Source organism: Bifidobacterium asteroides (genome assembly GCF_003202695.1).
Lineage (GTDB): Bacteria > Actinomycetota > Actinomycetes > Actinomycetales > Bifidobacteriaceae > Bombiscardovia > Bombiscardovia asteroides_G.
In genome coordinates this window covers 244,999-271,616 of sequence record NZ_QGLL01000001.1, presented here as the reverse complement: position 1 = coordinate 271,616, position 26,618 = coordinate 244,999, and the positions used below count along the sequence as shown (strand labels likewise).

The following is a 26,618-nucleotide window of genomic DNA, read 5'->3' as shown; positions in this document are numbered from 1 at the left end:
GATACACATCCCATAAGCTTCATGATCGATTATCCTGGGGAACATGGCTATGAACGTCAATGTCGCATCACGCCGTCGCAACTGGTCGCGCGAAGAAACGATGATGGCGTTTGCCTTGTACATCGTGCTTGAACCTAGAGAGTGTGATGACAATGGACTAGACGTGCAGCGTCTGGCATCATTCCTGAACCGCACACCCGCCTCAGTTGCCTTGAAAATCTGGAACATCGCAGCTCATGATGCCAATCGGAGCGCACAAGGCAAGGCAGGCATGAAGCATGGCAGCAAGCTGGATTCCCAAGTCTGGCGTTGGTACGCGGAAAATCCCGATGCCTTCATGGCAGAATGCCTCGATTTGCTCCAACACGCGCTCCTGCAAGCGAACAAACACCACTTCCACCCAGCACCGTTGGCCTCTGACCGATATTCCCCGCTCGAAACTGCAACAAAACTGATACTTGACAAGCACAATCCCGAAGGCGGCGAGCGCGAAACGACCACGATTCAGCGGATCAACCAGTCTTACTTCCGTAATTCGCTGCTCTTGAACTACCAGTGTACATGCTGCATCACCGGCATGCAGATACCTTCGATGCTGATTGCCAGCCATATCAAACCATGGAAAGCATCAACTCCGACCGAGAAAACCGCTGCATCGAACGGTCTGCTGCTCAATGCCTTCCACGACCGAGCGTTTGATCAAGGTCTGATCTCCATTGACGACGACTACTGCATCATGGTCAACCACGACAAGGTAAGGCGCTCACCGATCAACGATCAATGGCTCTATGCCTTCGAAGACCAGAAAATCACGTTGCCATCGATCCGTCGACCCTCACATGAATTTATCGAGTATCATCACAAACACATCTTCCTTACCGATGCTGCATAACCACGGAGGTTATCGCTTCCCTACCGCTTGGCACTGCTCAGGAAATTGGACAAATTTCTCCCGGTCTTTTCTTCCAAGGCATTGGCCATGCCCACAGGTTGCCCCGCTAACCAGAAACCCATAAAGCCCTCCTTCAACACGTCGTCAGAGCAGCTAATTAAGCGACCAGATACTTAGGCGACATTCTTAAAACGTTGGAGCCAAGCCAACAACGGCACCTTGCGGTTAGAAGCTCATACGTCGGCATTGCCATCCTTTGCGCTGTCGATCCTGTTCTTCCGCTTTGTTTGATCTTAGCGGTTCGTTTAATATAGTGAGCTAGACGGTCTTGTCGCCATAAGGGTCCTCATCGCCTCAGTGCCTCGAAAGACAGTGATGTCCGGAGGCGACCAGACGCTGCGAGCAGGGCAAGACAAAATTGAGAATTCCGGCAAGGACCCCTCTTGTTCGATTTCATGATGAGTCAACTATCCCAATCTCTAAATTCAAGAAAGTTCATCCAATAACCGGTCTGCGATACCCAGTCATATGGGATTTCTGCATTTGTGGTATCGGATTATTTACTCAGGCGATGAATAACTGCAGGGACAGACTGAGATAAGGCAGCTCATAGAGTAAGTCATTCCAACAAGCGCAGTTCAGACCACGAGAATAATGTCAATCTCATAATTTGGCATAACCATTCATGATCTCATCCTGAAAAATCGATTTCACCATATAGGTAATGGTCGATCACCGGCGCGACGGCCTGTTCCACTTCCCGAGTCGGCATGGAGGACAGTGGTTCCAGCCGAAATACATACCGCAGAACGACGATGCCGAATATCTGCGATGCAATGAGCATCATGCGTTCATCTTTATGATCGATATCAGCAGGTCCAGGATGCGCCTTAGCGAGTTGCTGCGATATGGTGCTCACCAAAAGGCGAAGGACGTGATCATTGCCTGCCGCGTTGCGCACTATGCGTATATATGTTTCTCCTGACGGGGAATGTTCCAGAAATCGGAATAAGTGATTCATGAATTCCGCTCCCGAAATGCGCGAGGGCGCTTTATGAGTCTGTTTGTCGAGACCAAAATCGACCGTAAGCTGGTTGCTCGAAATTATCCGTTCAACGGATCGAGAGAACAGATCATCTTTGTTGCCAAAATAGTAGTAGAGAAGGTTTTGGTCACAACCGGCATCCCGGGCTATCCCCCGCATAGTGACTTTATCGAATGAGCTGGTGGAGAACGCCCGGCAGGCCGCTTCAAGTATGTTTTCCCGCGTAGCGGAAGTCTTCGCTCTACCAGGGCGCCCGCGTCGCTGTCTACGAGAGCAATCCCCTTCGTTTACACGTTCAGCAGCCCTGACCGCCGTTTTATCAGGACTTGCTTTCTTCTTTTCAAGCGACTTTCGCGTGCTTGGCTTTCCCGCGGCTGACATGTTCTCCATCCTTTATTTCCTATAGGAGATACTAACTGAAACTCAAGAATTCATCAATGATGAATATGTGCTAATATACGATTTGTTCATCGATGATGAATAAGTGCGCAACGGCCACGAAGGCCGATCTGAGAGACAGAGTGATTGGAGAGAACATGACCGCCGTGATCGTCAAAGAGTTCAGAGAGCTCTTGCGTGACAAAAGAACTCTGGCCATGCTTATCCTCATGCCAGTGCTTCTTCTGTTCATCTTTGGCTATGCCGCGAATTTTTCAGTTGAGAAGGTTTCAGTCATTGTCATCGGAAAAAACGCGAATCAATACGCTGAAAAGCTGGAGAAATACGATGCTTGCAAGGACGGAATGACCATCACCAGCACCGATGAGCATATGCATGGAAGAAACGACGCCGAGACTCTTTTGCGAGACAGAAAGGCGGATGCAGTCATCACCGTAAAGGGCGATGCCGCAGATAAGCAGAGCGGAATTCTGGGGACAGACGCTCATGCCTACATCGACGGTTCAGGTCTATTCGCCGCGCAGTCCGCCAGAAAAACGGTATTGCAGCTCGCTGGCGAAGATATGCAGCAGAACGCAAAGGAAGCCAAAAAGAATGCCCTGAAAACGCAGCAGGGAAAAATGAGACAGTTCGAGCAGCAACTACAGGAGTATCAGCTCGCCGCCCAGCAGGCAGCGGCAAAGGGCCAGCCCGCACCGCCAAGACCTCAGCTGCCCTTGGAAAAGAACAGCGACATGTCAAAGGAAATGAACAGTGCCCATTCCAATGATGCCAGCACATCCGCCATGACGATCTTCTTCAATCCCGACTTGAAAACCTCTTTTGTCATGATTCCGGGACTTATCGGCCTGATCATAACGCTGATCGGCACCATGATCACCAGTATCGGACTGGTCAGAGAACGGGAGCAGGGCACGTTGGAACAGCTCGCTGTTATGCCACTGAACCCATTCAGCATCATTATCGGGAAGATAGCCCCCTACTTCCTGCTTGCCTTGGCAGACATGGCTATCATCACCATCTTGGGCATATGGGTATTCGGGATTCCCTTCCGGGGCAATTTCTGGATATTTCTGCTGGGAACAGTCCTGTTCCTGTTTGTAGTGCTGGGCATAGGCATTTTCATTTCGACCATATCCCAAAACTCTGGACAGGCTGTACAGATGGCAATGATGATTGTCATGCCGCAAATGCTGCTTGGCGGCATCATCTTCCCGCTTGAATCCATGGCGGCATCAGTTCGATGGATCGGGTACATAATTCCGCTTACATGGTTCAATCAGATGGCCCAGGGAATCATGCTTCGCGGGTCGACATGGGAGTCGCTATGGCTGCCCGTGACGATACTGTCCGCTGAAGCAGTGGTGCTGTTCTCCCTCGCCTCGCTGAAACTGCGCCGCCTACTCACTCGAGGAGGGGCACGATGAGCAAGGATCAGAACGTTAAGGAAATAGGCAGACAGAATAATAGTCTTGAATTGAAAGACATTAATGTCTCCTTTGATGGAGTCAAAGCGCTTGATTCCTTCACCGGGACATTCTCTGCAGGCAGCCTGACCGCATTCACCGGCGGAGACGGCGCGGGCAAGACCACTCTGCTGAAGCTGCTGGCTGGCCGAGTGAAAGCGGCTTCCGGGAAGATTGCAGGACTGCCCAGCAAGGAACGCATCGGCTACCAACCTGCGGATTCAGGAGTATGGCGCGACATGACCGTGCTGGAAAATCTACGGTTTGTCGCTGGCGCCTACCATATGAACTCTGCGCACGCTCAAGAACGCATTGACTATTTAATTGAAAGTGCAGGATTGATGGACGCACGGAACAGATTGGGAGGGCAGCTCTCAGGAGGAATGCGCCAGAAGCTCGGAGTAATCATGGCAGCACTGCACGAACCCGACCTCCTCCTGCTCGACGAGCCGACTACAGGCGTCGACCCGGCCAGCCGCGAAGACATTCTTGCTCTGATATCATCCCAAGCGGTCGAGGGCAGGACCGTCTTGTTCGCTACAACATATCTGGACGAGGCGGCCCGTGCCTCGACTCTGTATCTGATGAACCAAGGAAAACCCCTGTATGTGGGCGATCCGCAAGCTATGCAGAACGATGCACCAGGCAAATTATGGCAGGCCTCGCTCGACATCGGAAAGCCGATGATCCTGCAATCTTCCTTCGGAACCTCATTGCAAGCACGCCCTTCAAAGGTTGCCTACCATAACTGGCAAAGGGGCGATACCGTTTATATCTGGACATCGCCAAAGGACAGCAGAGCACCTCAAGATTTTCGCCGCACCGATTTTGACTTGGAGAATGCATCCATCGCTTTTCTTCTCTCCGACGAAGAAAAGGGGCATGCCACTGCTTCTGCGTCAGCAACGTCGGAATCGGATTCTACAGACAAGCCCTGCAAGGCTTCAGCATCCATCATCCATACCAGCAAACCCTGCGTCAACGCTGTGTCGATCACCAAGCAATTCGGATCGTTCAAGGCGCTCAATAAGGTATCGCTGCAGGTCAACCCAGGTCAGATACTTGGGCTTATCGGCGGGAACGGCGCAGGAAAGACAACGCTCATCAGGATTCTTCTTGGGCTTGAGACCATGGACAAGGGATGGGTGTCCATGTTCGGGGGAAAGCCCAGCTTCTCCACACGTCGACTTATAGGATATGTCCCTCAAGGCCTTGGACTCTACCGAGCATTGAGCGCTAGGGAAAACATGCAGTTTTCGGCTGATATCTATAAGGTGGCAGCGCGCGGATGGACCGCCCTCTATGCTGATTCTTTAGGAAAGCGACCAGTCGGTAATCTGCCGCTTGGCTCCCAACGGCTCCTAGCCTATGCCATCGCTGCCGAGCACCAGCCAAAACTGCTGGTTCTTGATGAACCCACTTCGGGAATGGATCCCGTATCACGAATGCGTTTGTGGCGTGAGCTTCACCGTACAGCCGCCAACGGTGTAGGAATATTGGTAACCACGCATTATATGAGCGAAGCATCACAGTGTGACCGCTGCCTTATTCTCTCACATGGCCACACGCAGGCGGAAGGGACCTTGGAAGAAGTCCTACGCGGGCACTCCTCCATCATGGTCCATACAAACAGGTGGCGGGACGCCTTTGCACTGTTGAAGCAGGCGAACCTGCCAGTCACTCTGGACGGAAAAACCTTACGGGTCACGAACGGAAGCGAGACGGAGGTGCGGAAGGCCTTAGCCCCATTGGGCATGACCGATCGAGAATGCGCCATACGCCAAACGGATGCGACCTTGGAAGAAATTCTGGCCAAAGGTTCCCGATGAACCCAAAACAAACAACAACAAGCCTGAAGGGGCACCTGGCATAGTCCCCTCCAGGTAAACCGGCGCAATACACGAGCAGCGATAAAGGTTTCGACAATGGCGGGCTGGTCTTTGCCTTGGCGATCCAGCAACTCGATGATCATAGCTAGCACTGTAAAGCCTCGCAGCCGTGTAGCACCCCTGGGGGAATTGCAATCCTGCCATCGATCAGATCCAGTTTGAAACCGTTATAAGCCCTATGCGCCGAAGCCTATTTCGCATTAGATTCTACGGCACATACGCAGCCCTTCTATAAGCAGCAGAATTCCACTCAGGATGAGCCTTGGCACAAGGAAGTCCGTAAGCGTCCAGTATCGGACTGCAATAGAGCGGTACTCGAACATGCAGTCGAAAAGTCCACCTACCCTTTCAGCAGACCAAGAAAACTGAGCGGAATTGAAGTTGATACACAATGAGCCAATCTATCAACAGATAGTTTCCAATATGATATAGTTTCTGATATGAAACCAAATGAGCCGTCCCCTCTTTATAACGCTCTCATGTATCTGCAGTGCGAATTCGTGGCAGAGCGCAACAGGGTCAATCCGGGAAGCATCACCTGGCAACAGTACGATATCCTCACCGTTCTGCGCGCAGGAGCGTCCATGCCCTCGCAGATTGGACAACGGCTCGGCATGAGCCGATCCAAAGTCTCCAAGAATCTGAGCAGGCTGCGCGATCTTGGATATATCAGACAGATGCCGGATACTCATGATCGGCGCGAGCTGGAGACCAGCCTGACCCAGGATGGCCGGGACATGCTCGACATCATCGATCAACAGCATAAGACCCTTGAGGAGGATGCCCGACAGGTCTGGTCCGAAGACGAACAGAAAGAGTTCGCTGCCCTTGCCAACAGGCTGATCGCCAAGCTGCGCCAGGAGCGAGTCGCCCAATGAGGACCGAGTGCATATTTATTGATCGGGCCTCCGCGCACAACCTCAAGCAAGTCTCGCTGGCTATACCCAAGAGAGCCATCACCGTGGTCACAGGCCTGTCGGGTTCAGGAAAGTCGTCTCTCGTGTTTTCCACTCTGGCGGCCGAGTCACAGCGCATGATCAACCGCAGCTACAGCTCCTACATTCAGCAGCTCCTGCCCAAGTATCAACCTGCGGAAGTCGCGCGAATCGACAACCTGCCCTTCTCCATTGTCGTAACCCAGAAGCAGCTCTCGGGCAATGCCCGCTCGACTGTAGGCACCTACACCGATATCTACACGGCTCTGCGCCTGCTGTTCTCCCGCATGGCCCAGCCCTTCATCGGGTATTCCATGACGTATTCCTTCAACAATCCTGCGGGGATGTGTCCGACCTGCCAAGGCCTGGGAACGGTGCGCAGTCTGTTGCTTGATCACCTGCTCAATATGGATCTCTCACTAAAGCAGGGAGCAATCAACTTTCCCACCTTCCAGCCGGGAGGCTGGAGACTGACCAGGTATACGGATTCAGGCTACTTTGACAACGATCTGCCCCTACGGGAATGGACCAGCGGTGACCTTGACTTCCTGCTCTATGGCAAGAGGCAAAAACCGGCACACCCAGGCCCCGCCTGGCATAAGACAGCCATGTATGAAGGATTGGTGCCTCGAATCACCAAGACCTTCATCAATCAGAGCAACGACAAATACCAGCATGAGCTGGAGCCGGTAACGCGGATCACCCAGTGCCCCGACTGCCAAGGGACCAGGGTCAACGCCAAGGTCCGCTCGGCAAGGATCGCGGGATTGAACATAGCCGACTGCTCCGCCATGAGTGTGGCCGACCTGCAGAAATGGCTGAAGAAGATTCATGACGATCAGGCTGACACCATTCTGCAGGACCTAGAGCGCAAGACAGCCAACCTGATAACAGTTGGTCTGGGCTACTTGAGTCTGGAGCGCGGCACCTCTACGCTTTCCGGAGGAGAGGGACAGCGTCTGAAAATCGCCAACTGCCTGAACAGCCCCCTGAATGACGTTCTCTACATCTTCGACGAACCAAGTGTCGGCTTGCACCCCCATGACCTGATCGGGATCAAGAAAATCTTCAAGGGCTTACGAGACAGGGGCAATACGGTAGTGATCGTGGATCACGACCCCGAGCTCATCGCCATTGCGGACCATATCGTCGACATGGGGCCAGGAGCAGGCAGCGAAGGCGGACGGATCGTCTTTGAAGGGGACTATCAGTCTCTGCTGGAAAGCGGCACAGCCACTGGCAGAGCCCTGTCAGATCCAGGCTCGGCGAAAGAACCGGCGGCGCCTTCGCACGGCTTCTATGCAATAGACAAGGTCACTGCCCGCAACGTCAGAGGAGCCCGCGCCAAGATACCTAGACATATGCTGACCGTGGTGACCGGAGTGGCCGGCTCGGGTAAGAGCACGCTGATCAGGGAAGGCTTCATGGCTCAGCATGATGCCATACTCCTGGACCAGAAGCCGATCAAGACCAGTGGACGCTCCAACCTGTTGACCTTCCTGGGCGTCTTCGACCCGCTGCGCAAGGCCTTCGCCAAAGCCGCAGGCGAGTCCCCCTCGCTCTTCTCGTTCAACGCTGCCGGAGCCTGTCCAGTCTGCAAGGGCAAGGGAGTCGTCACTCTGGATATCGCCTACATGGGCGACACCAGCATTGTCTGCGAAAGCTGCCACGGAACCAGGTATTCACCGCAGGCTCTGTCTGCCAGATATCGCGGTCTCAGCATCGCCCAGGTGCTGAAACTGAATGCCAGCGAGGCCTCACGCCAATATCGTGAGGTGCTGGGCCCAGCCATGAGAGCCTTGGAGGATGTCGGGCTGTCTTATCTATCCGTTGGGCAGGCTCTCGATACGCTCTCGGGCGGTGAGTTGCAACGCCTCAAGCTGGCCAAGCTGCTCAAAGACGGAATTCATGAGACGCTGATTTTGGATGAGCCTACCAGCGGCCTGCATGAATCAAACATCCTGCAGCAGATTGCCCTCTTACGCAGCCTCATCGCCAACAAAGGTCTTACTGTGATCGCTATAGAACATAATCTGCGCTTCATCGGTCAGGCCGACTGGGTGATCGACATGGGCCCAGGAGCCGGGAGTGAGGGCGGCAAGGTGCTATTCGAGGGGGCTCCGCTTGCACTGATGCGCCGAAATGACACTCCCACAGCCCGAGCCATGAATGCCTATTTCGGCTTTATCAAGGATGCAGCAGTGCAACCATAAGCGGCTGCATGCAGATCAGCAGAAGTTCAGCAGTCTTGCAGACGGCGCTTCTGCCTGCCATCATGATCGAAATTGTCATCATCAAGCCAGGTCTCCAACCGCTTTTTCACTGCCGGCCATTCACTATCCATTATGGAAAACCAATCCGTATCCCGAGTTCGGCCCTTATAGACCATGTCGTTTCTGAACCGGCCTTCAGCCTTGAATCCCAGCCTCAGCGCCGCCGCCCGGGAGGGCGCGTTGAGGCTGTCGCACTTCCACTCATATCGGCGATAGCCCAAGTCCTCGAAGACATGCCGAGCCATCAGATATTGGGCCTCGGTAGCCTGCCTGCTTCGCTGCAGCTCTTTAGTGTAAATGACATGACCCATTTCTGCGCTTCCCATGTCGGACCTTATCCGCTGCAAGGCATACATGCCCAACAGATCAGACGAATCATGAAGCTTCATATGCTCGCTCATATCGGCGTCCTTCCCGCCTGCAGGCTGATCGGCACCAAGTTCAGGCGCAGACGGCTTGCGGAGAATAGCAAAGAAGAGCGGATCCCGACTTTCGAGCATGGATGCGAATCCCGAGTCGAATGCTGGTCTATCAGGGTAAAGGTCGTGAGTGCTATAGGTCATGATGGATTTGTCGCATTGGGGACCGAAAATCCGCTCATAGAAGGCATCGTCTTGGTTTTCATCCAAGGGCACTACCAGAACGGTTCTGCCGGTCAACTGGACAGGCTCCGGCATCATGGCCCCGGCAAACGAAATCATATCCCCAATAGGTTGTCCAAACTCATTGATTCTCATACCTGCATCTCCTCCCTTGGAACGATGCCCGCTCCGTCATCGTACGGAAGAAGGCAGCCCCGGAAGCACCCGCTATAGCCCCGTACGATCCTGGCACTTAGGATACCAAGCAAACACCCCAAAAGTTCGCATGGATCCGCATGACGCAGCCACGTTTGATCTCCCTTGCTGCCCCTTTATCATCTTGGCCGCAGGAGGCGGAACCGCCGTAATACCTGTCCACATGCACGCAAGCGGGAGGACCGACGCATCTGCAAGAATTAGACTGATCCGTAAGAGGAATGCCTGCCGAGCTTCAAACGGTATTCCCTCTGCCTATCGTCAGCATCGACCAAGGGAGCGATCACCATGTCCAAGGCTTTGATTGTCGTAGATGTTCAACCGACCTTCTGCGAAGGAGGTGAACTGGGAGTCGAAGGGGGCAACGCCACAGCTGGCAAAATCGCCGACTACGTCCACGACCATGCCGGAGACTATGCCTACATGGCCACTACCCAGGATTGGCACATCGAACCCGGATCCCATTGGTCTGATCACCCGGATTTTGTGGACACCTGGCCCAAGCACGGCGTGGCCGGCTCACCCGGGGCGGAGCTTCATCCCAGAATTCGGGAGCTGGGCATCGCCCATCACTTCAAAAAGGGCCAGTATTCCGCCGCCTACTCCGGATTCGAAGGCATCGAGGACAACACTGATCGAATCCAGAGCAGGGAGGAATTCGCTGCGGCCAAGTCATCGGGAGTCACCTTGGCCGACGCACTGGCGCAGGCAGGAGTCGACCAGGTGGACGTAGCCGGCATCGCCGAATCTCACTGCGTCAAGGAGACAGCCTTGGATGCCGCAAAACTGGGCTACCAGGTCACGGTCTTCGAGGATCTGACCGTCCCTGTCAGCGAGGATCAGGGCGTCGAGGCTCGAAAGGCCATGGCCCAAGCAGGCATTCGTCTTCTTCCCTCCAGCAAGGACTAAGGGCAGCAGCGAAGGAATTCACCAGGGCTGAATGGTCGGGCCGACGGTGAATTCCGATACGTTGGTATCCTCAGGCTGATCAATGGCAAAGGCCACCACCTGAGCCACCCGTTCGGGATCGATCTGATAGCTGTCATATGTTTTGTTCATATTGGCCAGCGTCTGCTGGTCTGTGATGGTATCCAGCAACTCGGTCCGAATGGCCGCTGGATAAATGGTGGAGGTGCGGATATGGGTCCCCTCTTGGGCGGACTCCATCCTGAGCACCTCCATCAGATCACGCAGACCCCACTTGGTTGCCCCGTAGACCGCTCCGCCTGGATAGGCTTTGAGACCAGCCACCGAAGAGGTAGCGATGAACTGCCCGTGACGCTGCCCGGTGAACTCCGGCAGGGCCGCAGCAATGCCGTACAGCGCGCCTTTGAGATTGACGTCGATGGTGCGTTCCCACTCGTCCACATGCAGGGCAGACAGTGGCGAGTTAGGCATAAGCCCAGCGTTGAGAAATACCACGTCCACCCCGCCGAACTGCTTCTTGGCGAAAGCCACGAAGTCCTCATTGGCCTGCCTATCGGTAACATCCAAAGCCACGGAGGCCGCTTGGCCACCCGCCTGGACGATATCATTGACAATCTCATCAAGCCGATCCTTGCGGCGAGCGCCCAGCACCACCTTGGCCCCTCGCTGCGCCAACAGCCTCGCCGTGGCCTCCCCGATGCCGGACGAAGCACCGGTGATCAGCACTGTCTTATCCTCAACAGTCATAGCAGTCCCGCCTTTCCTTGATCTTCAATCGACCTGATGGTACAACCTCCAGTCGCTGGAAGCGCAAGTTTTTACAGCAACCAGATCCACGCCAACAATCATGACCAAGTACGTGGTAATGGACTGACCTTTTGGGAAGAACAGATCTGCCAGGACCGCGCCAGCATGAGCGCATGTAGAATCGACGCAGTAATCCACGAAGAAAGGCGGCAGCACTGCCATGAGCGCAAGGAACCAGAGTCGCACTCCGTTTTCCCTCCTGATGGCTGTCTATGCCGGGGACACGCCCTCTTTCGTTGCCCGCGCATTGAAATCCGACACCATCGAACAAAGCCTGATGCCCAATCAGGTAGTCATTGTGTGCGACGGTCCATTGAGCAGAGAACTGTCCCAGTTGATTGATGGATATCCGACTGGGCTGAAGACGCAGTTGGTCCACGCCAACAGAGCCGATCAGATGCCCGAGTTCACGATTGTGCGGCTACAGGCCAATAAAGGCCTTGCCCACGCCCTAAATATCGGGTTGAAGTCCTGCAAGTACGAACTGGTGGCCAGGGCAGACAGCGACGACATATCCCGCCCAGCAAGATTCAGCGTGCTCATCCCCCTGCTGGCCTCATCAGGTTTAGATGCCTTGGGCAGCGCCATCCAGGAGTTTTCAAAAGACGAGCACGCTCCCGGCCGGATCCGATATCTGCCAGAGGGAGGATCCGAACTTCGGACATATGCTACGCTGCATTCCCCCCTGCACCACCCCAGTGTGGCCTTTCGCAAAACCAGTGTGCGCAGGGTGGGCGGTTACCCGGAGAATGCCGGGCGCTTCGAAGATTACCGTCTTTGGGAAACCATGCTGATCGCTGGCGAACATATCGGCAACATCAAGGAACCTCTGGTCCTTTATCGATCCGATACGGCTATGTATCATCGAAGAGGCGGCATGCGCATGTTCCGTGACGAGCTGCGGCTCCAAAACGATTTTCTGCAAGATGGCTTCATCAGCCCGACACAATATGTCAGAAACATTCTCATCCGCGCCTGCTACCGTCTGCTGCCGGACCAAGTACGCGGCTGTCTGTATGCCATCATGACCACCCTGCTCAACCGGTTCCATGGGAAGTCGGTGAATGACAGCCGAAAGAAGTGACTCATGCAATCAACCCTGATGACCTGGCAACAATCCTGGCCACTGCTGCTGTTCATCATCACAGCGCTGTACCTGCCCGGATGCCTGCTGGTGACAGCACTGGGCTACCGCAAACCCATCTTCGTAATAGCGCTTGGCCCTGTGGCCTCCATCGCACTTGCCGGCATTGACGGCGTGCTCTTCCAGCCGCTCGGCATATCCTGGAACTGGCGTTCCTACGGGCTTTCGGCCATAATACTCATTGCCGTCATTCTCCTGGCACGTCAGCTTTTCGATCATTTTCGCACTTCAAATGGAGTTGGCCGAGAATCCTCTACGCCTCCTAAGAATGAAGGAAAACCCAGGCTTCGATTGAGGCACTTCCTTCCGGCAGTCATCGGCACAGCGCTGGCTGCCTGCAACATCGGCATCAGGCTGATGCATGCCGCGCCTTCGCCGGATCAGGTCACGCAAAATTACGACTCGGTCTTCCACTACAACGTAGTGGCACGAATCGTGCTCACCGGTCAGGCTTCATCCCTGCACGCTCTGCCGCCCATCAGGGAAATATACCCCATAGCATTTCAGGAGTTCGCTGCCATGGGAGCGCTGGCCTACAGACCTGCGACGGCAGTCAGCGCCGTCACATGCACCTGGCTGATCTTTGCTGCTCTGATATGGCCGGTCTCCATGCTCTTTCTGATCAGAACCCTGCTGGGCAGACATGCATGGAGCGATCTGCTCGCACCGGTACTCGCCTCATGCTGCGCGGGCTTCCCCTTCCTCCTGCTGGATTGGGGCACCTTATACTCCATGTTCGCCGGCCAGGTCATACTGCCCATCTTCGTTGCGCTTACCTGGTCCTGGTGTACACACGGATGGCAGGAAAGCCACCGATCCGCAGTTGGCCTTGCCTGGATTCTTCTCAGCATCGTCGCCGTCTCCTTCTGCCATTTCAGGGTCATGATGACCGGCGCTCTTCTTGTGCTGCCGCTAATGCTGTCTTGGCTGATCCGGGCAGGAAGGAAGTTGGCTACAATCAACAAGCATCGTTTCCGCGTAGCCGCCGGGGCGTTGACTGCGGGATTCCTGGTCGTGCTGGCTATAGGGCTAAAGATCTTCCACAATCTGTACCTGCGTGGTCCCGCTCGGAAAATATCGGATCATCTCAACGGCGGCCCGGCACAGCCCACGGAAGACCTGCCATCCGCCATGATGCGCTTCCTGCTGGGGCAGCCCATCGATTCAGGCAACCATCGGCTGCCGGTCTACTGGCCCCTGGCTCTGGCCTTGATCTTGGCTCTGATCGTGCTCTGCCTGCACCACAGCAGAAAGGATATGATCCTTGTGTCCTCCTTCCTGCTGCTGGGCCTGGTCTTCGTGGCTTGCGCAGGCACCCATGCCGATTGGGCCAAAATCCTTACTGCTTTGTGGTACAAGGATCAACGTCGCCTATTCTCTGCTTGGCCTGTAGCGGCCATACCCATCATGTGCATGGCCCTGGAGCATGCCATCGAAGCCGTGAAACACCGTGCACCGCAAGCCGAAAGGATGATATCGCTGCCGGCTGTGATGTTGGCAGCCCTGGTAGCCGTGCTGATCTGCGCCGTGAATCCGCAGTCGGACTCCATGGAGAAGACTTTGGGCTCGACATATGCCTTCGCAGCCAACAACGCGGATGCCCCGATGCTGTCAACTGACGAATTCCTGCTGATGAAGAGAATGGGCCGCCATGTGTCAGCCCGCGAGCAAGTCCTGTCCGATCCTTGGAACGGCAGCGGATATATGCTGGCTGTTGGCGGCACCACACCGTTCTATGCCCACCTGAACATGAATTGGGACCACGATCATGCCTATCTGGCCACAAACTTCGAGCACATAGACTCAGACCCACAGGTGTGCAGGATCCTGACCGATCATCATATTGACTGGTATGCGGATATGGGCGGACCATATGTTGTCAATGATCCCCAGCATCAGATCTTCAATAGCCTTCATCCCGTTCCGCAAGCCCTTCGACTGGTCGACAGCCAGGGCCGGGCGAAGCTCTACCGAATCACCGCCTGCCGCCCCTGATCGACACGGTCGATCAGTGCCTGAACATCGGGTTCCTGGGCAAACAGATCATGATTGCTGCCAGGGCGTGCAGCCATGCCGGCTTTGAATCCTCGAGACAAACAATGCAGGATCTGCCGCCGATCATGCGCCCTGACAAGGGTAAGAAGCCACCGTCTGCCAGTAGCAACGAGCAGTGCCAGAAGCTCAATCGCCGTGAAATTGCCTCTGCTGAATCGGAACATCCATATCTTGTTGCGCACCTCATAGAAGAAGCGAGAACCAGGGTCGGCATCGCTGGAGCCAAAGACCTTGGTCTTATGCCATACCCGACTGGCAGGAACGTAATAGCCGACGCCTGCCTTCAGCAGTCTGGAAGTGTACTCGAAGTCGTCATTCCAAAGGAAGTAGGCAGCCCGCGGCAGGGTTCCTGCAGCTTGGATGGCCTTGACATTCACCAGACAGGATACGAAGGATAGGGAGCGGACCTGGTAGGCATGGGCGCTGGCCTGCAGCTGCGGTCTGCCTCTTCTGATCGGCAGACGTCGACGAGGCTTGTTCATCCCATGCACTCTGCCATCGATCCACACAGCCTCAGAGCCCAAAACGGACGGCCAGGAGCCATTATCGGCGCGAGCCTCTGAGGCAGCATCGAGCAAACCGGACAGGGCATTAGGCTGGGGCACCACATCGTCATCCATCAGCCACAGGTAGGCTTCGCGCTGAGGAGAGATCTTCGCCAGGGCCGCTGCCATTCCAGCCACGAACCCTCCTGCACCGCCCATATTATGATGCAAACGGATCAGGTCAGGCTTCAAGGGGTGCGACAAGACCACGTCTGCCGATCCGTCCTCGCTGGCGTTGTCCACGACAAGGACTTGATCAGGCTTGCGGGACTGGCCGCTTATGCCATCCAGGCACTCCTGAAGGAGTTTCGAACGGTTGTAGGAGACAACAACAGCGACGACAAAAAACCTCATAGTGTGCATTGTAACGATAGGTGAGGGTCAAATACTGAACTATAGTTGGTTCTTAAATTCCCCATAGTGGACATCCGAGCAGCCGAGCCACAGGTCAATGGGAGCATACCAACCAAGCAGCAGTTGGCTTGTCCCGATTCCATAAGAGGAAGGTCGCAGCAATGTCGACGACTCCGACAAGGCCCTCATCACGAAAACAGGCTGTTTATCCGTACCTGATCGTGCTGTCGGGCATCGTCTTCACAGCCATACCGGTATCGCTGGTCTGCAGTTGTGCAGGCATCTTCTTCACGCCTGTCAGCAGCTACTTCCATGTTCCCAAGGCCGCATTCACCGGGTATTTCAGCATATTCAGCATCACCATGGTCTTCTTCCTGCCAGTGGCCGGATGGCTGATGCACCGCTACGATCTGCGCATTGTCCTGACGGCAAGCACCATCCTGGCTGGACTGGGCTGTCTGGGCATGTCTCGATCATCCGCCATGTGGCAGTTCTATCTGTGCGGAGTGATTCTGGGAATCGGCATGCCGGCCATCCTCTATCTTTCAGTGCCCACGCTCATCAACGCTTGGTTCCGCAAACGGGTCGGGTTCTTCATCGGCCTGTGCATGGCCTTCACCGGCATAGGCGGGGTAATCTTCAACCAGATCGGCACCATGATCATCAGGTCCGCCCCTGATGGATGGAGGCGGGGATACCTGGTTTTCGCCATTCTCATTCTGGTGGTCACCCTGCCCTTCACCATCTTCGTCATCCGCAGCACGCCCGAGCAGATCGGCCTGCATCCCTACGGTGTCGACGACCAGCAGTCCACGACCGCTGAGAAAGTCACCAATAGCGCAGGCGCCGTAGACAAGGGCAACAAGAGCTCGGAACCTGTCGCCTCGACCGTGGGCATGACTGCTTCCCAGGCCTTGCATTCCCCTGCCTTCTGGGCGCTGGCGCTCTTCTGCGGTCTGATCACGATGAACCAGACCATCTACCAGTTCCTGCCCTCCTATGCGGCATCCCTGCCATCCATGGCGGCCTACACCGGCCTGATCGCCTCCTCCTGCATGGCCGGCCAAGCCATCGGCAAGGTCATCCTGGGCATGGTCAACGACGGCAGCATCGTGGGCGGGCTCTGCTTGGGCATCGGCGGCGGCATCATCGGCGTCTGCCTCATGGTCGCCTTCCCCGGATTGCCCGTGATACTGCTGCTAGGAGCCTTTGCTTTCGGTCTGGTCTACGCCTGCACTACGGTGCAGACGCCCATCCTGGTTACAGCGGTCTTCGGCTCGCGCGACTACACCAACATCTACTCCCGCATCCAGATGGTAGGATCGCTGGCCTCAGCCTTCGCCGCTCTCTTCTGGGGCGCCATCGCTGACCAGCCCCACGGCTACATCATCATGTTCGGTCTGAGCATCCTGATCATGGTGGCGGCCTTGTTCCTGGGCATTATTCCACTGAAGGGTACGCGCCAATCGGCCGCTCAAACCAGCTGACCGAACACTGCAACGACCCCTCTCATATGGTTTCGCCGCCCCTGGCTCAGCCGCTATGGGCGGATGGCGAGACCATGTCCTCCCGGCAACCTTGACCGGCCTGTGGATCTTGAGCTCCAGCCTCACCTGCTGGCGGCCGAAGCGCAAGGCGGCAATGGACTTACCATCCTGCACTCATGAATGCACGGGAGGGGCGTTGCTCATCCGTTGCCCAGTTCAGCCGTGTGCATCAACTGCCACCGAGACTGCAAACAGAGTTCAAAGAACCTGGCTGCCAAAATATGACAAGTACATATACAAATAATCAAGCTTGATTTTTGAGCCTATCTCAACTTGTGCACTAGCATTATCTTTACTACACTTACATTTGACATTGACGTGACGTTCTGGCCCAATAATGAAGTCGTAGTTCCAGGCAGTCTCTTCCTCGAACTTATGAGTCAGTCGCCCGTCATCACATGGACGGCAAGGAGGCTTGTCTAGAATATGAAACGCATCATATCCATGACCCTGGCGACAGTATTCGCCTTGGCCACCGCAGGGGCCGCGGATCCGGCCTTCGCTACCACGGGGAGTCAGCTGTACCAAGCCAATGCTCCGTCAACCCTGGCTACAGGATCAAGTGCAAGGACGAAAGCTGCTGGCATCAATCCGCGGATTACTCCCGTCAATCCCGCAGACCACGAATGGTCTCTGGATTCCACTACCGTCAAGGGCGGCGAGGTGCTGGAAAAGTCCAATGGCTGGCTGCGCTTCAAGGCCTCAGCCGCCAATGGCAATTCCACGACGGCCAGCGAGCAGTACCCGGCCATCGCTGTGGACGCCACCACTTACGACTTCACCAGACCAGGAGCTCTGACCCTTACTATGAGCTCGCCCCAGCCTGGCACAGAAAACAGGTTCGGTTTCTATCTAGGGTACGGTAATCCCAATTCCGGTCTCTTTATCGGCTATGACTCCGGGGGGTGGTTCTGGCAGCGCTACGGCGGTGACGGTCAGTGGTACACGGGAACCAGACTTCCGGCACCGGCCCAGGATACCCCGACCACGGTAGGAATCACTTGGACTGGTCAGCGCGCAGGGCTCACCGTAGACGGGCGAGCGGCCTTCGAAGACGTCGACTACGGTCCAATGGCTGGCGCGCTAACCGGAAAGCTGGCCATGAAGGCTGGCGTCTACCAGAACCAGATCACTGAGGTCAAGCTCAAGCTCAAGGAAGACCCGGCCGATCTGCACTCGGTCGTCGGACGAATCGTCGATGCAGACGGCAAAGCCATCGCCGGGGCCAAGGTCCATACGACGGGAGCCTCGACACTGACAGATGCCGAAGGCGCCTTCACCCTGAAGCAGATCAAATCAGGCAAATACACCCTGCAGATCGGCAAGCAGGGCTACGAGGACATCACTAAGGACATACAGGTGGACCGCGCCGACCTGAACCTGGGATCCTTGCAACTGAACAAAGCCACCCCAGAGGCCAAGGTCACCCTGAGCACCTCCGAGATGAGCGTGCAGGTCAGAAAGCACTTCCCGTCCGTGGTTCAATACACCATGACCAAGCTGGACAACAGGGTCATGTACGGCCGACATGAGGATCTGCGTCGTCTGAACATCAATGGCGTGGACATGGATCTGACTGATTCGGACGTGACGTTCACCCAGCAGGGAACAGACAAGGCCACCTACCAGCTTCGCGCCCAAAAGCCCGACCAGAATATCGATGCCACAGTGACAGCGGTCCTCTGGCTCAAGGCCAACACCCTGCACCTGGACATCACCAAGATCGAAAACGCTGCTGGAGAAGACCACCCCATCCAGACCATAGCCCTGCCCGGACAGGATCTGGTATCCGTCAGCAGCGATCAGGACGGAGCTCAATTCACTGGTGCACGCATGTCCTCGAACACCCAGGTACCCGGCGACACCACCTTCTCTGTCACTGACGACACCACAGTCGATCCCAACAAGTCCGATTACGCCTACGGATTCGTCTCGGGAGGGTCACTGAGCGCCGGGCTATGGAGCAACAGCGAGCATGACGGCACCACGGCAGGCAGTTCAATGTCCGGAGGCGCTCGGAACACTCGCGTGCTCACAGACGCCAGCAGCGTTCATGGGTCAACATCCCTCGGACTGTCTAGCCCTGCCTGGTACTACCATCGTCAGGTTCGAGACTCCAAGAACCGCTCTTTCACAGTCGAACAGACCGAAATGCCCAAGATTGCCGTAGCCATTACAGGCGACGAGAACCAGGACGGCAGGGTCGACTGGCAGGACGGAGCCATCGCCTATCGGGCCATCATGAACAACCCTTATGGGGCCCAGGAAGTGCCGGATCTGGTTTCATGGCGTATTGCCATGAACTTCGGAAGTCAGGCTCAGAACCCCTTCCTCAGCACCTTGGACAATGTAAAGAAGGTGGCCCTCAACACCGATGGACTGGGTCAGTCCGTCCTGCTCAAGGGCTACGCCAACGAGGGGCATGATTCCGGACACCCGGACTATGGAGACATCGGCACCCGAATGGGCGGCGCCAAGGACATGAACACCCTGATGAAGGAGGGCGCCAAGTATGGCGCCCGCTTCGGCGTGCATGTCAACGCCGACGAGATGTACCCTGAGGCCAAGGCCTTCAATGAGGATCTGGTTCGCCGCCGGACTGACGGCAGCCTGCAATACGGCTGGAACTGGCTGGATCAGGCGGTCGGCATCGACGGCATCCACGATCTGGCATCGGGCTCCCGCCAAAACAGGTTCGGTGATCTGAAGAAAAAGGTGGGCGACAATCTGGACTTCGTCTATGTGGACGTCTGGGGCAATCAGACCTCCGGCAACGAAGACTCCTGGGAAACCCGCAAGCTCTCGAAGATGATTACCGACAACGGCTGGCGAGTAGCCACCGAATTCGGCGCAGCCAACGAATATGACGCCTCCTTCCAGCACTGGGCGGCGGATCTGACCTACGGAGGCTACACCAGCAAGGGGCAGAACTCCCAGGTCATGCGTTTCCTTCGCAACCACCAAAAGGACAGCTGGGACGGCGACTACCCCTCTTACGGCGGCGCCGCCAATGCTCCTCTCCTAGGCGGCTACAGCATGAAGGACTTCGAAGGCTGGCAGGGCCGCAACGATTACGATGCCTATATAACCAACCTTTACACCCATGATCTGTCCACCAAGTTCATCCAGCACTTCAAGGTGATTCGCTGGGTCAACAACCCCTTGGACCAGCAATCTCCCAAGGATCCGTCAGCTAACAACGGCCAGGAGCGGATAATCCTGAAGGACGACCTAGGCCACCAAGTGGTCATCGACCGTGGATCCAATGACCAGTCATCGTCCGCCTACCGTGAGCGCACCATTACCCTGGACGGTCGAACCATCCTGCAGGGAGCGGTCTCGCCCGGAGACGGCAGCGGCCAAGGCACTGAGTCCTACCTGCTGCCATGGCTCTGGGACGCCAAGACAGGCAAGCCTTTGTCTGCGAACGACCAGAAGCTCTATCACTGGAACACCCGCGGCGGCAAGACCACCTGGACGCTGCCCGACTCCTGGCACGATCTGTCTACAGTCAAGGTTTACCGACTGAGCGACCAGGGCAAGACCGACCCATTGGATATACCCGTAGTCAACGGACAGATCACTCTGAACGCCAAAGCGGGGACCCCCTACGTGGTTCATCGCGGGGCCTCAGCCAATCCAAACATCGACTGGAGCACAGGTTCCCATTTGGTCGACACTGGCTTCAATGGCGGCAAGAAAAGCCTTGAGGACAACTGGAAGTCCAAGGGTTCCGGGAGCGCCAGCATCGTCAAAAGCGCTTCCAGCAATCCTATGCTCAAGCTGGATGGCCGAGTCGAATCAGCACAGACCATAAAGGATCTGGAGCCTGGTGCACATTATGCCCTCTATGTGGGCGTGGACAACCGCAGCGACGGCCAGGCGCGCCTGGAGGTCCGCAACGGTGACCGGGTGCTGGCCACCAACTCCACTGGACGCAGCATAGCCAGGAACTTTGTGCAGGCCGATCCCCACAACACCAACTGCGCCACGGTAGACGGCAGCAGCCTCTTCCAGAACATGTACGTCTTCTTCACAGCGCCAGATCAGGGCAATACGATTCTGACCCTTTCACATCAAGGTGATGGATCCGCCTACTTCGACAATCTGCGCGTGGTGAAGAACGAGTACAAGGGTCTGAAAACGGACGCAGATGGCGGCGTGAAGACCTTGACCAATGACTTCGAGCACAACGCCCAAGGCATATGGCCCTTTGTGGTCTCGGGCGCAGAGGGCGTGGAGGACAACCGCGTCCATCTGTCCGAGCTTCATGCCCCCTACACTCAGGCGGGCTGGGATGTCAAGAAGATGGATGATGTGCTGCAAGGAGATTGGTCGATCAAGATCAACGGTCTTACCGAACGCAACACCTTGGTCTACCAAACCATTCCCCAGAATGCCCGGTTCCTTACCGGAGCCACCTACCGAATCTCCTTCGACTACCAGGCCGGCTCCACCGGCTCCTACGCTCTGGCCATAGGGCAGGGCGAGTTCGACCCAGCCCGCACCCAGCTGAAACCCTTCGACAAGGCTCTGGGGACAACGGCCCACTACCAATTCGAGCTGACTGGCGGACCCCGGGATTCCTCCTGGTTCGGCATCTACTCGACCGACAAGGCACCTGACCGCCAGGGAACATCCGGCGATGCGGCCAACTTCGGCGGATATCAGGACTTCGTCCTGGACAACCTGCGCATCGAGCGGCTTCCAGACAAGTCCAAGACCCAGGAAGAGGCGCGAGCCAAACTCCAGGAGGTACGGGACCGCTTCGACGGCAGCCAGGCAAAGTACAGCGACCAGGCTTGGCTGACCTACCTGCATACGGTGGATCAGGCCCGTCTGCTGATCGAAAAGGACGGCTCAGGACCACAGGACTGGTCACGTGCTTACGGAATTCTGACCGCTCTTGAGAATTACATGGCCACAGCACCTGGTTCGCAGGCCAGCGATGCCAGCGACATAGCCAAGGATAGCTATGCGGTTACCGTGGGCAGCGAACAGCCCGATGTCGGCGGTACCGAGGGGCCCAAGGAATACGCTCAGGACGGCAAGCCGTCAACCTACTGGCACACCAAGTGGGGTGCAAACGCCCTTGCGGACGGCTCAGCCTGGTACCAATTCAACCTGCACGAGCCCGCCACCGTCAATGGGCTGCGTTACCTCCCACGGCCGGGCGGCGACTCGGTCAACGGCAAGATCAAGAGCTACAAGGTCACTCTGACCCGGAGCGAGAGGTCGGAGCCTGTGGAGATAACCGGCACCTTCAGCACGCAGACGACCTGGCAGAAGATCTCCTTCGACCCGGTCTCCAATGTGGTCGCAGTCAGATTGACCGCAACTGAAACCACTGGCATGAGCAGCTCGGAAGCCAATCGCTATGTATCAGCAGCCGAGCTTCGTCTAACCACCGATCGGGCTCTGCCGACCCTTGCTGAACCTGTAGACAAGGGCGAGCTGAAGGATCTGGTGGATCAGGCTGCCGGACTCAAGGAGGCCGACTACACTCCAGACAGCTGGAAGACCTTGCAGGACAAGCTGTCCAAAGCCAAGCAGGTGTTGGCCGACAACCAGGCCACGGCCTATCAGGTGGCCTTGGCTGCCGTCAATCTGCAGACGGCCATCAGTGGGCTTCAGTCCGCAACACCCGGAACTGGCACAGGCGGCATCGGCACGGGATCAGATCCTGGCAAGAATCCGATCACCGGCGCTGGCTCCGGTCTCGGTGCCGGCAATGGGAATATTCAGCAGAAGCCAGCCGATCCCAATGCGCATGGACAGAACAGATGGCTATCGGCGACAGGCGTTGCGGTGGCCTCCCTGCTGGTCATAGCCGCGATCGGCCTGGTCGCTGGAATTCTCCTGACCAGACGCAGTCATGCGAAACGAAGTTAACTAATAACAATAACCCTGACTGAAAGGGGCGGCGAGGTCTTGTGCCTCGCCGCTCCTTTCTGTATCGCCAACAAGCAATTACCCTCTTAATACGAATCCTCCAACAAGTCATCAGCATCAGGCATGGCTGACATGAAGCTGACGAAACCACGGCCAAGCCTGAAAATTGTTTTTGGCATCCATGCAAAGAAGACAGGCCGGTAAATTGTAAATAGTGTTGACAATTAGGCCGAGTGTGTTAATCTGAGACTGGTCGTCTAGTGACGACGACGGCCATTTACCGTAAAGGAGCGGGAAATGATATCTGAAAGGAAACGACTACTTGCCGCGGTGACGTCGTTGGCGGCCCTGAGCATAGCCCTGTCGGGTTGCGGCTCATCGGGGGCGTCAAATTCCTCGTCCGAAAGCGAGTCTTCCAAGTCGGACGAAAAGGTGCAGATCACCTACCTGCACCGGCTGCCGGACAAGCCGAACATGACCCCCGTCAATGACATCGTCGCGCGGTGGAACAAGTCCCACCCCAACATCCAGGTCAAGGCGACCAAGTTCAACGGCAAGTCGGCCGAAATGATCAAGAAGCTGGAGACCGATGTCAAGGCCGGCAACGCACCTGATCTGGCCCAGGTGGGCTATGCCGAACTGCCGGAAGTCTACACCAAGAGCATGCTGGAGGACGTCAGCGACGAGGCCTCCCAGTACAAGAGCAACTTCTCCCCCGGCGCCTACAAGCTTATGGGCATTGACGGCAAGATGTTTGGCCTGCCGCAGGACACTGGCCCGCTGGTCTACTTCTACAACAAGGCCGAATTCGACAAGCTGGGCATTTCAGTGCCTACCTCCAAGGATCAGCTGATCGAAACCGCCAAGAAGACGGCTGCACAGGGCAAGTACATCATGTCCTACCAGCCCGACGAAGCCGGCAACATGATGCCAGGCCTGGCCGGCGCCACCAAGCCTTGGTACACCGTGAAGAACGATGCCTGGGTGGTGAACACTCAGACCGACGGATCCAAGCAGGTGGCTGATGTGTATCAGCAGCTGCTGGACGCCAAGGCCGCCCCAACCAATCCCCGCTGGGACCCCTCCTTCGATGCGTCGCTCAAGAACGGCCAGCTGATCGGCACTGTTGGCTCAGCCTGGGAGGCACCTCTTATCGTTGACACCATGGGCGATACCGGCAAGGGCGACTGGCGCGTAGCCCAGCTGGGCGACTGGTTCGGCAACTCCGGCAAATCCAGCCCCGACGGCGGATCCGGCGTCGCTGTGCTCAAGGGCAGCAAGCATCCTCAGCAGGCTATGGAGTTCCTCAACTGGTTCAACACCCAGGTCAAGGACCTGACCTCCCAGGGTCTCGTGCTGGCCGCCACCACCGAGGATGCGAAGACCCCCGAGAGCTGGTCATCCTTCTTCGGCGGCCAGGACCTCATGAAGGAGTTCGCTACAGCCAACAAGAACATGGGCGACTTCACCTACATGCCTGGCTTCTCCTCTGTATCCGCGAACATGACAGAAACTGCCGCCAAGGCTGCCACCGGGCAGGCCAAGGTTGCCGACATCTTCTCGCAGGCGCAGACGACCTCTGTAGCCACCCTCAAGGACTACGGCCTGGCCGTCGCCAAGTAATCGACGCCATCAGGGCCGAACGGGACCATCCCCGAAGTTTGGGACCCGAAGCCGGTGAACGTGTTTCGGGTCCTCAACATGCTCGGCCATAATCACATTTTCTCTTCAAGACAAGGACAGGTGTACCCAGAATGAGTGCTATACGGCGGTCGTCAGCTGCCCGACCGGGCAGAACGGGACGCTCGGATGCGGTGAAACGGGCCGAACGCACGGGCTGGGCTTTCATGGCCCCCTTCGGCATCCTGTTCATCGTGGTCTTCATCATCCCCATCATCTATGCCATTTATTCCAGCTTCTTCCAGGATGTCGCCTCGGGCGGCGGAGCCTATGGAGGCGGAACCATGGTCAATAAATTCGTGGGTCTGGCCAACTTCAAGTATGTGGTGACCTCTGGCGACTTCTGGTCAGGGATCGAACGAGTGCTGATTTATACCGTGATTCAGGTGCCCATCATGATCATCGCCGCCCTGGCGCTGGCCATGGTGCTGGATTCCTACATGGTCAAGCATGTGACCCCTTTCCGACTGGGATACTTCCTGCCCTATGCCATCCCCGGGGTGGTCGCATCCATCATCTGGGTCTTCCTCTATAACCCACAGATCTCGCCCATCGTCAAGGGTCTGTCCTCCCTGGGCATCACTGTTGATTTCTTTGCCGGCAAGGTCGTGCTGGCATCCATGGCGAACATCACCACCTGGACCTTCACCGGATACAATATGCTTATTTTCCTAGCGGCCCTGCAGGCCATCCCGCATGATCTGTATGAGGCTGCTCGCATTGATGGGGCCACCGGCCTGCAGATCGCCCTGCACATCAAGCTGCCCAACGTGCGCGGCGCTGCTCTGCTGGCCATGCTGCTCTCCATCATCGGCACCATCCAGCTCTTCAATGAGCCCCAGGTCATGCAGACAGCCGATCCGGGCATCTCCAACTCCTTCACGCCCATGATGATGGCCATGAACACCTCCCGTGGGACATTGACCCCCAAGGGCAATGGTCCGGCATCGGCCATCGCCATCGTCATGGCCCTGATTGCCGGCGTGCTGGCCTTCCTCTACGCCTGGATTGAAAGGAAGGTGAACGAATAATGCGCATCTTTCACTCAAGAAGCGGATCCACCCAGGAACTGCCACGCTCCATGCGTCCCTCCCACCTGGCCAAGATCATCACCGTGGCCGTCCTGATCATCACCTTGATCTACTTCCTCTTTCCCATCTACTGGGCCATCATCGCCTCTACCAAGTCGCCTTCCCAGCTGATCGGCAGCAATGGCATCTGGTTCGCATCGAGCCTCAAGGACCTGCCCGGCGCCATCGCCACCAACTACAGCAAGCTGCTGGGCTGGACGCATACCAGGTTCTGGCAGTGGGTTGCCAATTCGTTGATCTACTCAGGCGTATCTGCGGCGATCGGAACCATCGTCTCGGTCATGGCCGGCTATGGAACAGCTAAATTCAACTTCCGCGGGAAAGGCATAGCGATGGCCGTCGTCATGGCGTCCCTGCTCATGCCTGCCGCCCTGATGACCATTCCTCAGTACTCCATCTTCCAGGCCCTGCATTTGGACAACACCATGCTGTCCATCATCATCCCCTGTTCGGTCTCGCCCTTCGGATTCTTCCTAGGAAGGGTATATGCACAGAGTTCAGTGCCCACGGAACTGCTGGAGGCAGCCAGAATCGACGGAGCCGGCGAGGCGCGCATCTTCTTCACCATCGTCCTCAGGCTGCTGGCGCCGGCCATGGTGACCATCTTCCTCTTCCTGTTCGTAGCCACCTGGAACAACTTCCTGCTGCCGCTGATGATGCTCTCCGGCGAAGGGCTCTACCCAGTGACCCTGGGTCTGTATGGCATGGTCTCCCTGCCCACCTTCAACGACAGAGGCGCCCTGATGATGGGGGCCCTGCTAGGCGTGCTGCCGGTCATCATCCTCTTCCTGTTCCTGCAGCGGTTCTGGCAGGCCGGTCTCGCCGCCGGCGCCGTCAAGGGCTGAAGATCATCCACCGACCAACCCATACATCCGCGAAG

At 56.5% G+C, this 26,618-nt stretch carries 17 protein-coding genes; 13 read left to right on the top strand and 4 right to left on the bottom strand.

Annotation, left to right across the window (positions count from 1 at the left end):
* Positions 1–43: 43 nt before the first annotated feature.
* Entirely contained in the window at positions 44–892 is an 849-nt protein-coding gene (locus tag DKK75_RS00970) for an HNH endonuclease (RefSeq protein WP_258333098.1), read from the top strand.
* Between the two features lie 691 nt (positions 893–1,583).
* Here DKK75_RS00970 and DKK75_RS00965 read toward each other — a convergent pair.
* Complete coding sequence (locus DKK75_RS00965; protein WP_110451600.1) at positions 1,584–2,327, bottom strand: TetR/AcrR family transcriptional regulator; 744 nt, start codon at positions 2,325–2,327, stop codon at positions 1,584–1,586.
* A gap of 146 nt (positions 2,328–2,473) precedes the next feature.
* Between DKK75_RS00965 and DKK75_RS00960 the strand changes: the two genes are divergently transcribed.
* From DKK75_RS00960 to DKK75_RS00945, 4 genes are all read left to right on the top strand, one after another.
* A complete protein-coding gene (locus DKK75_RS00960) occupies positions 2,474–3,763 on the top strand; it encodes an ABC transporter permease (protein ID WP_110451776.1) in 1,290 nt (429 codons plus the stop codon).
* A complete protein-coding gene (locus tag DKK75_RS00955; RefSeq protein ID WP_110451599.1) occupies positions 3,760–5,631 on the top strand; it encodes an ATP-binding cassette domain-containing protein in 1,872 nt (623 codons plus the stop codon). The genes DKK75_RS00960 and DKK75_RS00955 overlap by 4 nt, the downstream gene beginning before the upstream one ends.
* Positions 5,632–6,170: 539 nt before the next feature.
* On the top strand, positions 6,171–6,569 hold the full coding sequence (locus DKK75_RS00950; RefSeq protein WP_258333097.1) for a MarR family winged helix-turn-helix transcriptional regulator: 399 nt from the start codon (positions 6,171–6,173) through the stop codon (positions 6,567–6,569).
* Positions 6,566–8,839: an ATP-binding cassette domain-containing protein gene (locus tag DKK75_RS00945; RefSeq protein ID WP_110451597.1), complete on the top strand. Its 2,274-nt coding sequence runs from the start codon at positions 6,566–6,568 to the stop codon at positions 8,837–8,839. Before DKK75_RS00950 ends, DKK75_RS00945 begins: the two co-directional genes overlap by 4 nt.
* 26 nt (positions 8,840–8,865) lie before the next feature.
* Here the strand turns inward: DKK75_RS00945 and DKK75_RS00940 are convergent, their stop codons facing one another.
* Positions 8,866–9,636, bottom strand: coding sequence for a GNAT family N-acetyltransferase (locus tag DKK75_RS00940; RefSeq protein ID WP_110451596.1), 771 nt, complete (start codon positions 9,634–9,636; stop codon positions 8,866–8,868).
* A 348-nt stretch (positions 9,637–9,984) separates the two neighbouring features.
* Between DKK75_RS00940 and DKK75_RS00935 the strand changes: the two genes are divergently transcribed.
* Positions 9,985–10,605 (top strand): isochorismatase family protein, encoded by a 621-nt coding sequence (locus DKK75_RS00935; RefSeq protein ID WP_110451595.1) that lies wholly within the window; start codon positions 9,985–9,987, stop codon positions 10,603–10,605.
* 18 nt (positions 10,606–10,623) lie between these two features.
* On the opposite strand, the gene DKK75_RS00930 is transcribed toward DKK75_RS00935, so the two are convergent.
* Complete coding sequence (locus DKK75_RS00930) at positions 10,624–11,370, bottom strand: SDR family oxidoreductase (protein WP_110451594.1); 747 nt, start codon at positions 11,368–11,370, stop codon at positions 10,624–10,626.
* A gap of 220 nt (positions 11,371–11,590) precedes the next feature.
* Between DKK75_RS00930 and DKK75_RS00920 the strand changes: the two genes are divergently transcribed.
* Both DKK75_RS00920 and DKK75_RS00915 read left to right on the top strand, forming a co-directional pair.
* Positions 11,591–12,514 (top strand): glycosyltransferase, encoded by a 924-nt coding sequence (locus DKK75_RS00920; RefSeq protein WP_110451592.1) that lies wholly within the window; start codon positions 11,591–11,593, stop codon positions 12,512–12,514.
* A gap of 3 nt (positions 12,515–12,517) precedes the next feature.
* Positions 12,518–14,569 (top strand): DUF6541 family protein, encoded by a 2,052-nt coding sequence (locus tag DKK75_RS00915; protein ID WP_110451591.1) that lies wholly within the window; start codon positions 12,518–12,520, stop codon positions 14,567–14,569.
* Here DKK75_RS00915 and DKK75_RS00910 read toward each other — a convergent pair.
* Positions 14,542–15,537 carry a glycosyltransferase gene (locus tag DKK75_RS00910; protein WP_110451590.1) on the bottom strand — a complete coding sequence of 332 codons (996 nt, stop codon included), beginning with the start codon at positions 15,535–15,537 and terminating at the stop codon, positions 14,542–14,544. The two genes, DKK75_RS00915 and DKK75_RS00910, sit on opposite strands and share 28 nt — an antisense overlap.
* Before the next feature lie 152 nt (positions 15,538–15,689).
* Between DKK75_RS00910 and DKK75_RS00905 the strand changes: the two genes are divergently transcribed.
* From DKK75_RS00905 to DKK75_RS00885, 5 genes are all read left to right on the top strand, one after another.
* Positions 15,690–17,015: an MFS transporter gene (locus tag DKK75_RS00905; protein WP_110451589.1), complete on the top strand. Its 1,326-nt coding sequence runs from the start codon at positions 15,690–15,692 to the stop codon at positions 17,013–17,015.
* Between the two features lie 486 nt (positions 17,016–17,501).
* Positions 17,502–22,967: an endo-alpha-N-acetylgalactosaminidase family protein gene (locus DKK75_RS00900; protein ID WP_110451588.1), complete on the top strand. Its 5,466-nt coding sequence runs from the start codon at positions 17,502–17,504 to the stop codon at positions 22,965–22,967.
* A gap of 297 nt (positions 22,968–23,264) precedes the next feature.
* Complete coding sequence (locus tag DKK75_RS00895; RefSeq protein ID WP_110451587.1) at positions 23,265–24,590, top strand: ABC transporter substrate-binding protein; 1,326 nt, start codon at positions 23,265–23,267, stop codon at positions 24,588–24,590.
* Positions 24,591–24,721: 131 nt separating this feature from the next.
* Positions 24,722–25,678, top strand: a complete 957-nt coding sequence (locus DKK75_RS00890) for a carbohydrate ABC transporter permease (RefSeq protein WP_110451586.1) — start codon at positions 24,722–24,724, stop codon at positions 25,676–25,678.
* Positions 25,678–26,583, top strand: a complete 906-nt coding sequence (locus DKK75_RS00885; RefSeq protein WP_110451585.1) for a carbohydrate ABC transporter permease — start codon at positions 25,678–25,680, stop codon at positions 26,581–26,583. The genes DKK75_RS00890 and DKK75_RS00885 overlap by 1 nt, the downstream gene beginning before the upstream one ends.
* Positions 26,584–26,618 lie beyond the last annotated feature (35 nt).

Coding starts and splice junctions, on each gene's coding strand:
- DKK75_RS00965 (WP_110451600.1), bottom strand. CDS start 2,327: ATGGAGAACATGTCAGCCGCGGGAAAGCCAAGCACGCGAAAGTCGCTT.
- DKK75_RS00955 (WP_110451599.1), top strand. CDS start 3,760: ATGAGCAAGGATCAGAACGTTAAGGAAATAGGCAGACAGAATAATAGT.
- DKK75_RS00940 (WP_110451596.1), bottom strand. CDS start 9,636: ATGAGAATCAATGAGTTTGGACAACCTATTGGGGATATGATTTCGTTT.
- DKK75_RS00910 (WP_110451590.1), bottom strand. CDS start 15,537: ATGCACACTATGAGGTTTTTTGTCGTCGCTGTTGTTGTCTCCTACAAC.
- DKK75_RS00915 (WP_110451591.1), top strand. CDS start 12,518: ATGCAATCAACCCTGATGACCTGGCAACAATCCTGGCCACTGCTGCTG.
- DKK75_RS00905 (WP_110451589.1), top strand. CDS start 15,690: ATGTCGACGACTCCGACAAGGCCCTCATCACGAAAACAGGCTGTTTAT.
- DKK75_RS00935 (WP_110451595.1), top strand. CDS start 9,985: ATGTCCAAGGCTTTGATTGTCGTAGATGTTCAACCGACCTTCTGCGAA.
- DKK75_RS00920 (WP_110451592.1), top strand. CDS start 11,591: ATGAGCGCAAGGAACCAGAGTCGCACTCCGTTTTCCCTCCTGATGGCT.
- DKK75_RS00960 (WP_110451776.1), top strand. CDS start 2,474: ATGACCGCCGTGATCGTCAAAGAGTTCAGAGAGCTCTTGCGTGACAAA.
- DKK75_RS00945 (WP_110451597.1), top strand. CDS start 6,566: ATGAGGACCGAGTGCATATTTATTGATCGGGCCTCCGCGCACAACCTC.
- DKK75_RS00890 (WP_110451586.1), top strand. CDS start 24,722: ATGAGTGCTATACGGCGGTCGTCAGCTGCCCGACCGGGCAGAACGGGA.
- DKK75_RS00930 (WP_110451594.1), bottom strand. CDS start 11,370: ATGACTGTTGAGGATAAGACAGTGCTGATCACCGGTGCTTCGTCCGGC.
- DKK75_RS00895 (WP_110451587.1), top strand. CDS start 23,265: ATGATATCTGAAAGGAAACGACTACTTGCCGCGGTGACGTCGTTGGCG.
- DKK75_RS00885 (WP_110451585.1), top strand. CDS start 25,678: ATGCGCATCTTTCACTCAAGAAGCGGATCCACCCAGGAACTGCCACGC.
- DKK75_RS00970 (WP_258333098.1), top strand. CDS start 44: ATGGCTATGAACGTCAATGTCGCATCACGCCGTCGCAACTGGTCGCGC.
- DKK75_RS00950 (WP_258333097.1), top strand. CDS start 6,171: ATGTATCTGCAGTGCGAATTCGTGGCAGAGCGCAACAGGGTCAATCCG.
- DKK75_RS00900 (WP_110451588.1), top strand. CDS start 17,502: ATGAAACGCATCATATCCATGACCCTGGCGACAGTATTCGCCTTGGCC.